The organism is Bacillus haimaensis, assembly GCF_048270625.1.
GTDB lineage: Bacteria > Bacillota > Bacilli > Bacillales > Bacillaceae_I > Sutcliffiella_A > Sutcliffiella_A haimaensis.
The window spans coordinates 47,710-60,321 of sequence record NZ_CP158164.1 but is presented as its reverse complement, the minus strand read 5'-3'; the positions used below and the strand labels follow the sequence as shown (position 1 = coordinate 60,321).

Genomic DNA, 12,612 nt, shown 5'->3' with positions numbered 1-12,612 from the left:
CTCCTATTCGTAAAAAAACTGCCTTAAAGCTCTGTCATGCAGACAGCCCTAAGACAGTTCTTTTTAGCGTAAAAAGTCCAATAATGATGGCTGAAGGATTCGTGCACCCACTCCAAGAGAAGCTCGGTGGACACTTTCCTGACTCGTCAAATCCATGATGACGCGTTCAACATCTGCATCCTCATTGTCGGAAAGAATGCGTGTTGCGACAACCTCTTGGTAGCCGATACGATTGTCGACCATTTCCAGTCGGTTATAGCGCGCCCCCAGTTCAGAACGTTCTGCTGAAATAAGATCTGTTTGCTGATCAAAACGTCCCGCAAATTCCTTCAGGCTATCCATATCACTTGTTTCAAGAGCTGTTTGAATCCCGTTCCATACTTCCATCATCTCTTTATTGAATACATTATCCACATTGATATTTGCCTGAAGCTTGATACCTCTGGAAACTTCAATCGTGAAAGGTGAATTTTCTGTACTGACAGAGGAAGGATCATTTGAATCTGTAATTCTAGGTTTATCAATTGCCGTTCCATTAAAGATGTATCTTCCAGCGACCTGCGTATTCGAAACCTGAACAAAATCCGCTTTTAACTGTTCAATTTCCACCGCAATCGATTGGCGGTCCTCAGGTCCTAAGGCACCATTCGCCCCCTGCACCATCAATTCACGCGCACGGTGCATCACACTCTGCACATGATCCAACGCCGCTTCCGAGTTTTCCATCCACGCATAGGATTCACTAAGGTTGCGCTTATACTGCTCAAGCTCAGTTAGATTCGTACGGTAGTACATCCCTTTCATCGCTACAACTGGGTCGTCAGATGGCCTAGAGATTTTTTTACCTGTTGATAGCTGCTCCTGAAGCTTACCCAGCTTGCCGTAGCTCGTACTTAATTGTCGTAATGAATTCTGACTTAACATACCTTGTGTTACTCGCATTTATATTACCTACCTTCCGCCGATGCCCATGCCGTTGATGATTTTGTCCAACAGTTCGTCGGTCAAGGTGATCATACGGGCTGAGGCATTATAGGCATGCTGGAATTGGATCATATTAGACATTTCTTCGTCCAGGGATACACCGCTTACCGATTGGCGGCGCTGGTCCACGGATAATTTTAATGTTTCACTGTTATAGGAAAGACGATTTGCTTCCTGTGCATCTACTGCCAATCCACCGATTACACTTTCATAATAATCTTGGAAAGTGGTTGAAACGCCATTTAGCTTCAAGGCACGTGACTTTACCTCAGCTAGTGCGACCGCATTGCTTCCGTCCCCGATTCGGCCTGCCACTTCACCTTTTTGTGGAATGTCAATGGTGATGAAGTTTCCGTCTGATACATCCTCCAAGCGAACTAATTCCGTATCAAATGCTACTGAAGGATTACCATTCTCATCGACAAATTCTTCTGACAGTGTTGCCGCCAAATCATCCAGGTTTGCAAAGGTACCTGAAGTCTTCATTTCTACTTTAGGCGATTGCGTCATATCATAGATTTTAAAAGTGAACTGTCGGACACCATCAGCATCCAGCGTTGACTGTAAAGTGATAGACACTGCATCTTTCCCGTTGTAGCCATGAAAACTCCCTGTCGGAATAACACCTTGGTTATAGCCGGAAGCTGCTATATTATCAAGTGAACGCATTATGTCCTGCGAAACGGTGAAGAGCTTGGCTGCATCCTTTTTATTTCCACTTGTGACGTCAGTATTTGTAAAAGAGAAGAATTCATAGGAAGTATGTTTTCCTTCATTCATACTGGAAACGCTCCAACCGGATTTATGCACCCTATTAATCTCTTGAGCAAAATCATAAGCGATATTGTCCAGATGATTCAGCATATCCGGATAGATTCCCATTTCCTTTTGACCTTCCATGAACCCAAAGGAATCGATTAGTCCTCTTAATTTTCCTGAAGACTGCAAGGAGTTAACGCCAAAACTAGAATCCCCTATCTTGAATCCGTCCACCAGGCCAGAATTTTGATGAAATTCCAAGGACATATCATGGGAAACGAGACGCGTTGCATCCACTAATGTACCAATTTTGCGACCAGTATGATCCACTAGATCAATATTCATCTTGCCGTCAGCTATTTCCTTTGAGCTTCCCCACTATTAACCGGAGTCGTCTTGATATTAACTATTTTGGATAACTCATCAATCAATCGATCACGCTCATCGTATAGGTCATTGGGTAAATACCCATGAGGCTCGGTTTCCCCGATTTGTTTATTTAGGTTATTGATCTGTTGTGTAAGAGAATTTACTTGCTTGATGGTAACATCCATCTCATTCTTTATATCCTGCTGAACAGAGGTGATAGAGCCGGATAAGTAACTGAACGTCTCTGCCACTGCCAAACCACGTTGCCTTACTACCGAACGGGCACCTGCATTGGTGGGATTCACCGCAAGATCTTGGAATGCCTGCCAGAAACGGTCCAATGTGGTGGAAAGTCCTGTTTCAGATGGCTCGTTCATAATTTCTTCCATCTTTTGCAGAGAATCAGCACGGGATTCCCAATAGCCAACTTTATTGTTTTCGCTTCGATATTGAATATCCAAAAAGCTTTCCCTTACACGCTGAATGCTGCCAGCTTCTACCCCTGTTCCCATTTGTCCTGGTATTTGCGGGCGATTCATGGATGCAGGAGGATAAGGCTCCGTCTGGGTGAAGTTCACGCGTTGTCTTGTATATCCAGGCGTATTCGCGTTGGCAATATTGTGGCCGACTGTCTGAAGGGCCGTTTGTTGTGTGACTAAACCACGTCTCGCTACCTCGAGACTGTGAAATGTTGAACGCATGGGATCTTCCTCCTAAGCTTTTGAATCGAACATGGAGCGTGTCGGGGTGTTGGTGTTCTTTTTTATGTTTGCACCTTTTTCATAGGTAACCGCACTAGGCTCCTGTGTTAGCGTGTTCAGGGTTACTGTAATGAATTGCAAGGACTGTTGTAAAAGCTGTTGATTTAATTCGTTCTGTTCTTGTATATGTTTTATGCTTATCGATAAACGTTCTTTTAATTGCAATAGCGCAGTTTTTTCCTCATCAGTGGCTTCTACCATTAGATCCGTAATGGTCTTATTGTTCGAAAGAGCCAGCCTTTGCTGTTCAAGCTGAGAAATGGCTTTCAGGAATTTCTGCTCTTCTTTATTTAAATTTTGCAAGTCTTCCAAACTGTTATTTTTCACGATATCCGCTTTCCGTACAGTCAATTCATATTGATAATCGTGGAGGGTGGCCAGCTTTTCTAAAGTCGTGATTATGGCTGAAATGGACATAAGCGCTCCTTACTTTTTATAAAAATCAATCATATTTTTCGCTACAGTTTTAGGGTCAACCTGATAGGTGCCGTTCTCGACAGCAATCTTCAAAGACGCCACCTTCTCTTGACGGGCTTCCGCAAACTTGGAACGCTCCTGCAGCTCCAACGCTTTATTGGAAATTTCAATTTGATCCGCTTTTGCATGCGTCGAAGCTTTCATCGTCTGCTTCGCCTGATTTTTATATGGATTGATTCCAGAAGGACCAATATTATTTATTTTCATAAGCATATCCCTTCTTTCTCGTTCAATTTTCTACTAACTATATCGGCAACATCATCTAAAAGTTTATCTCTTATTTTTATTTACAGCATGGTAGGTTTTACCTAAGTTTTTCAGTTCCAGCTGACGTTCTTCTTCCCTGACCACTTGAGTTAGCTGCGTTTGAATATCCTTTTTACAGGAAACACAAAGCTTTTCTTCCCTTATTAATGTACCACATCTGTCGCAGGGGTAACCTAAATTCGGAAACTGAGAAAGTTGAATTTTTCCCTTGCGGATGAATTTTACAATAAGCGCTTCTGACACCCCTGTTCCGTTCACTACCTGCTCCATCGTTGCCGTTCTATTTTCACGCTGACGGATAAATTTATAAACCTTCTGGTAATCCTCTTCCTCCTGCTTATAGCAATCCATGCACACTTCGCGAAAAGCATTTTTTATGTAAACCTGTCCGCAATTAGGACAATTATCAAGTTGTGACATCGCGAAACACCCCTTCATCCGAAATCTTCTATTATTTATATCGTATAGATTTCTGGAATGTTAACTTCGAACAAGCGTGAGGGAAGAGATTTCTTTTGCGTCAGCATCCTTCAAACGCTTGGCCGCCATACGGATGGTTGTTCCTGTTGTATAGATATCGTCCAGGAGTACAATATCTCTATCCCGAATAGCATCTGGTTGCGCAACGTAAAAATGATTCTCTCCAGCAACCCTATCTGAGCGTCCCTTTTTGGACTGTTTTCCCGTTTCATGTTTGCCTAAAGCCTCCACTATTTCCACGTTCAACTGCCGTGCCAAAAATAAGGATTGATTGAAGCCACGCTCATATAACCGGTCTTCACTCAATGGAATTGGTACAACCAGTAGGTTTTGGAAATGTGAGCTGAATATTTTTTTCAACTCTTCCTTGAAAATGTTTGCTAGCACCGCATCCCCCGAAATTTATAAAGCGCCAACACTTCCTTCATAAAAGAATTATAGTGAAAAATAGACCGGTTGTACTTCAATACCCCTTTATATTCCGTGTTCTCCCATCTCTTGCAGTCCGGGCACACACTGTCCGGCCATTCCCGACCACAGCCATTGCACAGAGCTCCCTCGATTTTTTCGAACTTAGCTTCACAGTCAGTACAAATCAGCTTTACCTTGCCCAACCCCAAATATTCGGTCCATCCAAAATGCGCTGCGACCAGCTCCTTACATATCAGGCATTTACTCATGTAAGAACCCTCCCTGTTTTGCCCGGTAATTCATCCTTCTGATATGATCCCTCGCCCTATTCATTTCACCCGTTTTGCCATAATGGAAAAAACGTACATCGCCTAAGGAGAACTTGGCATTCCGTCCAGCCCTTCCCGCAATCTGCACCAAAGCACTTTCCGTAAAAATATCATCCTCCGCTCCAAGCACCCCCACCTGCACATTCGGCACGGTCACCCCTCTCTCAAGGATGGTCGTCGTCACCAGAATTTTGACTTTGCCCTCCCGAAACCGTGCCACTTTCTCTTTTCGCTCATTGTCCTTGGAATGAACGCCCGCAACCTCGTCGCCATAGCTCTCTTGCAAGATCCTCACAACCTTTTCCAGGAGTTCAATATCCGGTACAAAAAGAAAGATTGGTTTTCCGTCTTTAAAATGTTGTTGTATCCACAGCTTTAAATTGATCGGGATTCTTCCTTTTCCAAGCTTTGCACGCCATTTACCGCACCATTCAAATCCTGGAACCGGAAGAGGCTTGCCATGATACCTCGCCGGGATGACCACACTATCCAGCTTTTTCATTCTCACGTCACGCTGCATCTCTTTGGAGGGAGTGGCAGAAAGGTAAAAAATTGCCCCATCCTCCGTCCTTGCTTCATTTGCAGCATACTGCAGCATCGGTTCCATCGAGTAGGGAAAAGCATCCACCTCATCAATGATGATTGTGTCGAAGCCTCGGTAATAGCGGAGCAGCTGATGCGTGGTCGTAATCGTGAGCGGTACATTTTTCGTGCGTTCTTCGCTTCCGCCGTAAAGCACCGCGATTTCCGTTTCTGGGAAAACATGCTGAAGGCGAGGGGCAAGTTCGAGCACTACGTCGGTTCGTGGGGTGGCTATGCACACCCTTTGGCCTTTTAAGAGTGCAGCTTCGATTCCTTTGAAAAGGACTTCTGTTTTTCCGGCTCCGCAAACTGCCCATACTAGAAGAGAAGTCCTGTTTTCCACGGCTTGCACTACCTGTTTGGAGGCAAGCTGCTGCCCCTTTGAAAGGTTACCTTTCCATTCCAAACGATGATTAGTATGACTTTCTAATTTAGGACCACTCCAACTGATCAATGGCGTACACTCACTCACACGTCCCATCTGAATACACTTCCTGCAATACCAGCATTCCTTCTGGCAACGGGCACAATGAAAACTTGCGAACAGCTCCAGGTCTTTGTTACCGCAACGAATGCAAGTGAAGTCTTTAACACCTTGGTGGAAATGTAGATAGCCGTTTTGATGGTGATGTTGGATTAGGTCGTTTGTAAAGGGAAGTTCGTCTGGGAGGAGGCGTTTGCCGGTGAGGAATTGGTGGAGGTCTATTGAAAAGGGATTCTTCATGATTTCATTAGTCCATCAAGAGTATATACGCTGTTTTTTCCTTGCCCTTTGCAAGGAAGATCCAAGGCTTGCAAAATTCTAAGTACTGATGATTTGCTAGATATAAGCAGAAGTTCTCTGGCCTTTTTGTTAGTAATCGTGTTTCCGATTAAAAGATAATAATCCTTCAATGTCTCCACATGCGCTGTTCTGGATTTGCATCCGCATTCAATACAGAGCCAAAATCCCTTTCTTCTTTTCATAGGGGAGTGCATGCAATCAGGGCATATTACCCCGTTTATGAATTCACTCACAGGGATATCGTAATAGTCAAATAATGCGAAGGTGTCTGGTATATGCTTTTTAATTAAAGTGCGGACTAATTTACGTAGTTCTTTCCCATCTAATATTGAGTTAGGGAAATTTCCATGAATGGTGTTCATTCTGTTTGGGAGATTGGTAAGGAAGGTCACTTTCTTCATGAGTGAGGTTGTGCTGCCCAACAAAGTAGCATTTTTATTGGTTAGCACCACTTGCGAAATTATGGGGATGCTTTTACCAATGTGGTTTTCCATCCACTTTTCAAGCTGATGTTTTTGCCTCTCCACCTGCGATATCGGATCGCCTAATGCTTCGTAGCCATTCAAGGTTTTTCTCTTTAGTTGATGGCACTTTTCATCAAACTCCAGTTCTCCGGTTACATTCTTTGAATCAAGCAATAAGCAGTGAGAAGGACTCAGCAACACGGTATCCATCTGGAAATACCTACTCTTATGGTCCTCAAGCCGGAGTCCATGAAGGATTTGATAATTTTCAGCTGGAAGAAAGGTTAAGTAGTAGTCCATCGCTTGCTCTCCCCGGTACCCTGCTTGAAGTCTTCCCAATTCTGCTTCAATGAGTGGATATTTCGGGTGATCGGACCGAACTCTTCTACTCCCGGCTTCTACCGTCAGCAATCTAACAGACTTTTCTCTTGGTTTTTTGATCATTTCATCACTCCTAAAGGGTTCTAGGGCAAACTTTCTTCAGAGAAACTATAATATCCTGCATAATTTTTAAAATGGAAAATTGGTTTGGTTACGAAAAAACAGTTTTCGCCCAGAATTTCGAAAATACGCCCGATTACCATGAGTTTGCGCCCGAAAATGAATATTTGCGCCCGGTAACAAGCAGCTTTCGCCCGCAAAATTAATTTTTCGCCCTAACGCAAATCTGAACAAGAAACGACAACTTTCTCCAGCCCGCTAGAGACCGACAGCCCGGACGAACACACTCCGCCTCCTTTCCCCACCCCAAAACCAAAAAAACACCACACTCCAAGTGTGGTGTCCCATTCCGCCCTACATAAACTCAACAACCATCTACCTCTTATACCACCCAAGCCCCATCGCACCCTCACCCAAATGAGTACCAATGACCGGGCCAAAATAACTCATGAAAAACTCCACATGCGGATACTTCCCCTCAAGCTCCATCTTCATCTCTTCTGCTTCCGCGTCCCGATTCGCATGAATCACAACCGCCCGCATCGGAACACCTAAAGAAGCATCTTCATCGAACAGATCGTATATCCGTTTCAAAGCTTTCTTCCGCGTACGGATCTTCTCAAAAGGAACGATCTTCGTATCCACGAAATGCAGCAAAGGCTTCACCTGCAACAAGCTCCCTACAAGCGCCTGCGCACTGCTCAAACGGCCGCCGCGCTGCAGATGTGAAAGATCATCCACCATAAAATAGGCGCGATCCGACTTCTTCATCTCATTCAACCGAGCAATAATCTCTTCCGGACCCTTGCCTTCAGCCGCCAATTCCGCTGCTTCCAACACATAGAACCCCTGGATCATGCAGCTGATTTCGGAATCGAATGCGTGAACTTCGATATCATCCACCATGTCCCCTGCAGCCACCGCTCCCTGGAACGTTCCGCTGATGCCGCTTGATAAGTGAATGCTCACCACAGCGTCATAATTAGCCGAAAGCTTTTCAAAAAGCTTCACAAATTCCCCGATCGCCGGCTGGGAAGTGGAAGGAAGCTCCTTCTTGTTCTTTACTTCCTCATAAAACTGGTCGGCCTTGATTTCGACCTCCTCTTGGTAGGATTCGTTGCCGAATATCACATTGAGAGGAATCATATGTATATGATGCTTTGCGCGAATTTCTGGTGGGATGTAGGCCGTACTGTCCGTAACTATAGCCGTTTTCATAATAAGTAACCTTCCTTAATCCATATTTCTTGGCGTTTCGCAGGACTTGTTCCTTTTGACGTATACAACATAAACACGTAAATTTACCTACCATCGTGCTCTTTTCAGGATTATTAGATAATTTACTTTTTATATTATGCGTAGTTAATCTCGGTAAAAAATCCAAAAGCCGATTTTTACTGTCATAAGCAACAGACTTTACGAAAAGAGCTTATTTCTTATATTTAGATTGTACATGAAACCCCTATAAGTTTCACCAACTCTTTGCTTTTAATTTCCATTAAAAAAAGAAAAGCCCTGGAGCTCTTTACTCTCCAAGACTAACGGACCTCTACCCAGCCGTTTTTAATTGCTACTACCACGGCTTGTGTCCGGTCATTTACATTCATTTTTTGAAGGATGTTGCTGACATGGTTCTTCACTGTTTTTTCGCTGATGAACAATGCTTCCCCGATTGCCTTGTTGCTTTTTCCGTCTGCCAATAGTTGAAGTACTTCGCATTCGCGGCGTGTCAACAGGTGTAATGGACGACGAATTTCGACTTGCTTATACGCAAGCGTCGCAGCACCCCCGCCATTGGATGCGCCGTTTTCGGAAAGGCGTCGATATTCCCTTACCAGATTATGCGTCACCTTCGGATGCAGGTATGACCCGCCATCAGCGACAACCTTCACAGCATCAACCAATGCATCTGCATCCATTTCCTTCAACAGATAGCCGCGTGCTCCTGTTTGCAGGGCGTGTGTCACATAGTTTTCATCATCATGGATGGAAAGGACGATGACCTTTGCTTCCGGGTTTGCCTCCACCAATTGCTTGGTCGCGTCGACACCGTTCATCTTCGGCATATTGATATCCATGATGATGACATCCGGATTATGCTTTTCCATCAGATCCAATGCTTCAATTCCATCGTCGCCTTCTGCCACTACATGAAAATTGGCTTCAAAATCCAGAATGCGTTTTACTCCTTCACGGAAAAGCTGATGATCATCAATAATTACGATTTTTGTTGTATCCATTTTTCTCTCATCCTCCCAAATCTTTCATTAGCTTAGTGGAATATGGATAAATACCGTGGTTCCCGACCCTGGCTTGGATTGTATCTTTAGTTCGCCACTGATCAGTTCTACCCGTTCCCTCATTCCGAGTAAGCCAAACGACTTTTCTTTTTTTTCTGTCGTATCGAACCCTACTCCGTCATCCTTGACGATAACTGTTATAAGAGTGGGTTTTAATTCGAGTTTTACATGGATATGGTTTGCTTGCGCATGCTTGATTGCATTTTGCAGCGATTCCTGGACTAAACGGAATACTGCCACCTCTAGATTTGCCGACAATCTTGATTCGGAACCCATGTGTACGAATTCCACGCTTGGCTGTCCATTATGATATTCTTCTGTTGTCGAAATGTATTTCTTTAGGGTTGGTATCAACCCAAGATCATCCAGTGCCATCGGGCGAAGATCGTAAATGATTCGTCTCACCTCGTAAAGGGCGGAACGGACCATCACCTTCAAGGAGCGGATCTCACTTAGCGCTTCTGATGCTCCCCGCTCGCGGAAGGTCCGGTCAATCAGATCCGAACGCATCATTACGTTTGCGAGCATTTGCGCAGGTCCATCATGGATTTCACGTGACAGCCTTCTGCGTTCTTCCTCTTGCGCTTCCATAATTTTAAACCCGAACTCACGCTTTTCAGATGCATCTGCTATCATCTGACCTACCTGCTGCAGATCACTTGTCACATAATTCAATACAACGGACACCTGACTGACAAGACGATCCGCTTTTGTAATCGTCTCTTCGAGGTTGACCAACCTGCGTTCAATCTCATTGCGGCGATTACGCAGCTGCACTTCCAATTGTGAAGTAGTATGAAGCTCTAGCTGCAACTCATGCGCATGGTCATAGGCATGCCTGATTTGCTCTTCAGTAAATTTTTTAAATTGCCTGCTCACTTCTGATAGTCGGTTTCTTGCCATTCGAACCTGCATTTCCAGTTTATCCTGCTTGTGGATCAGCTGTGCAACTTCAAGCTTTACCGAATTTAATTCCTTGGCCAGTGTCTCGAATTCTTTTCTGGAATTTTCCCCGATTTCGAAGATTTCATCTTTACTCACTTCAACCGTTTTCACCATTTGTTCAATTATCATGTCTAATTGTTTAGAGTTTATAACTTTCCGAGACATAGGACATCCTCCAAAAGACCCTGTATTCTTAAAAGAATATCAGTAATACTTCTCATTCTATATAGTACATTATACCCAATAGACCAAAAGACACTACACGGTATACAATTCTTAATATTTTTGCACTTTGTGGGGGTATTGTCGAAAATTGTCCATTACTAATTATATCGGACAAAAGTTTTACTTGTATAACAATATCATTACAATTCAATTAAACAATGGTTATTTTGTCGATTATAAGGGATTTGGAACTATATTTCATTTGATGTCATCTCCTTATAGACTTATAATAAATAAAGTATGGCTTTGTAATAAGCTATACCCATCGCATTCGTTAGACGAAGGAGAGTTGTCCGATTGCTATCTCAATACTTGACCGTTAAAGGGTACGGAGAGCACGAAATAAACATACAAAAATCAAGGTTTATTGCCTATATCAATAGAGCCACGACTGAGAATGAAGCACAAGATTTCATCCAAGAAATCAAAAAAAAGCATTGGGATGCAACGCACAATTGTTCCGCCTACTTGATTGGTGAGAACGATCTTATCCAAAAAGCAAACGATGACGGAGAGCCCAGTGGCACAGCTGGAGTACCCATGCTGGAAGTATTAAAGAAAAAAGGACTAAAAGATACGGTAGTAGTAGTTACCCGTTATTTCGGTGGAATTAAACTTGGTGCCGGCGGATTGATTAGAGCTTATGGCAAGGCTACTTCTGAAGGATTGGCGGCAACGGGGATTGTGAAGCTTACGCTGACTAGACTGATGCATACAAGCATCGATTATACTTTATTAGGAAAAGTTGAAAATGAAATTCGCTCATCCAACTATTCCATTAAGGATATACAGTATACAGATTCTGTTCAACTGGATATCTTAGTCGAAGAAAAGCAAGTAGAAGATTACCTCAACTGGATAATAGAGCTTACCCAAGGTAAAAATACAACAAAAGAAGGCATATTAATGTATAGAGAGCAAGAAGTGGTTATTTAACCTAGAAGGAGATCAAACATTGAACAATTCAAGAATAAAACGTAGAAAGAACAAGAATAGAGTCATTAAACGCATTCTTAAGTTCTTATTAATAATATGTATAATTGGATTAAGTTATGGTGGTTATGTAATTTTCCAGACACTGCAAGCAGCCAATGGAGCTTATACCGAGATTGACCGGGGCGGCAAATCAGACTTGAGAGATAAAGAAATAAAGATAAGTAAAGACCCGTTCTCCGTTCTTATTATGGGTATTGAAGATTATTCTACTGGGGGGACGAATGGTCGAACAGATAGTTTGATTGTTGCAACGATTGATCCAGGGAAGAAAACGATGAAGATGTTAAGTATACCTCGAGATACTCTTGTTACAGTTCCTGAGGAAGGAGAAACTAAGATTAATCACGCACATGTGTACGGTGGAAAGGATCTGACCATAGAAACAGTAGAAGATTTCCTAGAAGTTCCCATCGATTACTTTGTTACAGTTAATTTTGAAGGATTTAAAAATATCATTAATATCGTGGATGGAGTTACAGTAGATGTACCGTTTGACTTTACTGAAACAAGCGATGAAACAAAAAAGCGCTTAAGCTTCTATGAAGGAAAAATGAACCTTAACGGAGAAGAAGCATTAGCCTACGCTAGAATGAGGAAACAGGACCCAAGAGGTGACTTTGGCCGTAACGACAGGCAGCGCCAGATTATGGCTGCGTTCATTGATGAACTAGTTTCACCTAAGAATATTTTTAAAGTTGATGACATTTCAAAAGAACTGGGTAAAAATGTTGAAACCAATGTACGTGTTTCTGAAGGGATTGGACTTACAAAACAATTTGCCAATTTCGACTCCAAGGACATTAGTACAATAACCTTGGAAGGTGAAGATTCCTATATTGGTGGAGTTTATTACTTTGTCCCTTATGAAGAAAGCGTCGGAGAAATAAAAAGCGAAATAAGAAATCATTTGCAGATTTCAGCTCCTGAACAGGACTTGGAATAAAAATATCACCCCCTATCGTCATGATACGATAGGGGGTTTCCTTTTCAAGATCAAAATAAAAACCGGAAAATTGACGTATAAATTGTCAATTCCCC

General features: G+C 43.0%; 13 protein-coding genes and 1 pseudogene. 2 read left to right on the top strand and 12 right to left on the bottom strand.

What is annotated here, in order from left to right:
* Positions 1–63: 63 nt before the first annotated feature.
* The 12 genes and pseudogenes from flgL to ABN702_RS00205 all read right to left on the bottom strand — a co-directional run bounded on the left by flgL (position 64) and on the right by ABN702_RS00205 (position 10,518).
* On the bottom strand, positions 64–942 hold the full coding sequence (flgL, locus tag ABN702_RS00260) for a flagellar hook-associated protein FlgL (RefSeq protein WP_417898898.1): 879 nt from the start codon (positions 940–942) through the stop codon (positions 64–66).
* A 9-nt stretch (positions 943–951) separates the two neighbouring features.
* Positions 952–1,293 (bottom strand): annotated as a pseudogene (locus tag ABN702_RS00255) (flagellar basal body rod C-terminal domain-containing protein); the annotation flags it as partial.
* A gap of 806 nt (positions 1,294–2,099) precedes the next feature.
* The gene (flgK, locus tag ABN702_RS00250) at positions 2,100–2,813 is read right to left on the bottom strand and encodes a flagellar hook-associated protein FlgK (RefSeq protein ID WP_417898897.1); all 714 of its coding nucleotides are present in this window, start codon (positions 2,811–2,813) and stop codon (positions 2,100–2,102) included.
* 12 nt (positions 2,814–2,825) lie between these two features.
* Positions 2,826–3,290: a flagellar export chaperone FlgN gene (flgN, locus tag ABN702_RS00245; protein ID WP_417898896.1), complete on the bottom strand. Its 465-nt coding sequence runs from the start codon at positions 3,288–3,290 to the stop codon at positions 2,826–2,828.
* Between the two features lie 9 nt (positions 3,291–3,299).
* On the bottom strand, positions 3,300–3,557 hold the full coding sequence (gene flgM / locus ABN702_RS00240) for a flagellar biosynthesis anti-sigma factor FlgM (protein ID WP_417898895.1): 258 nt from the start codon (positions 3,555–3,557) through the stop codon (positions 3,300–3,302).
* 63 nt (positions 3,558–3,620) lie between these two features.
* The gene (locus ABN702_RS00235) at positions 3,621–4,037 is read right to left on the bottom strand and encodes a TIGR03826 family flagellar region protein (RefSeq protein ID WP_417898894.1); all 417 of its coding nucleotides are present in this window, start codon (positions 4,035–4,037) and stop codon (positions 3,621–3,623) included.
* Positions 4,038–4,097: 60 nt separating this feature from the next.
* Positions 4,098–4,484 (bottom strand): ComF family protein, encoded by a 387-nt coding sequence (locus ABN702_RS00230; RefSeq protein WP_417898893.1) that lies wholly within the window; start codon positions 4,482–4,484, stop codon positions 4,098–4,100.
* Between the two features lie 285 nt (positions 4,485–4,769).
* Complete coding sequence (locus ABN702_RS00225) at positions 4,770–5,900, bottom strand: DEAD/DEAH box helicase (RefSeq protein ID WP_417898892.1); 1,131 nt, start codon at positions 5,898–5,900, stop codon at positions 4,770–4,772.
* 239 nt (positions 5,901–6,139) lie between these two features.
* On the bottom strand, positions 6,140–7,111 hold the full coding sequence (locus ABN702_RS00220) for a nuclease-related domain-containing protein (protein ID WP_417898891.1): 972 nt from the start codon (positions 7,109–7,111) through the stop codon (positions 6,140–6,142).
* Between the two features lie 372 nt (positions 7,112–7,483).
* Positions 7,484–8,326 carry a DegV family protein gene (locus tag ABN702_RS00215; RefSeq protein ID WP_417898890.1) on the bottom strand — a complete coding sequence of 281 codons (843 nt, stop codon included), beginning with the start codon at positions 8,324–8,326 and terminating at the stop codon, positions 7,484–7,486.
* A 320-nt stretch (positions 8,327–8,646) separates the two neighbouring features.
* The gene (locus ABN702_RS00210; protein ID WP_417898889.1) at positions 8,647–9,348 is read right to left on the bottom strand and encodes a response regulator; all 702 of its coding nucleotides are present in this window, start codon (positions 9,346–9,348) and stop codon (positions 8,647–8,649) included.
* A 27-nt stretch (positions 9,349–9,375) separates the two neighbouring features.
* Positions 9,376–10,518 (bottom strand): sensor histidine kinase, encoded by a 1,143-nt coding sequence (locus ABN702_RS00205; protein ID WP_417898888.1) that lies wholly within the window; start codon positions 10,516–10,518, stop codon positions 9,376–9,378.
* A 357-nt stretch (positions 10,519–10,875) separates the two neighbouring features.
* Between ABN702_RS00205 and ABN702_RS00200 the strand changes: the two genes are divergently transcribed.
* Together ABN702_RS00200 and ABN702_RS00195 are read left to right on the top strand one after the other, a co-directional pair.
* Positions 10,876–11,514, top strand: coding sequence for a YigZ family protein (locus ABN702_RS00200; RefSeq protein WP_417898887.1), 639 nt, complete (start codon positions 10,876–10,878; stop codon positions 11,512–11,514).
* Positions 11,515–11,533: 19 nt separating this feature from the next.
* Positions 11,534–12,517, top strand: a complete 984-nt coding sequence (locus ABN702_RS00195; RefSeq protein ID WP_417898886.1) for an LCP family protein — start codon at positions 11,534–11,536, stop codon at positions 12,515–12,517.
* The last annotated feature ends 95 nt before the right edge of the window (positions 12,518–12,612 follow it).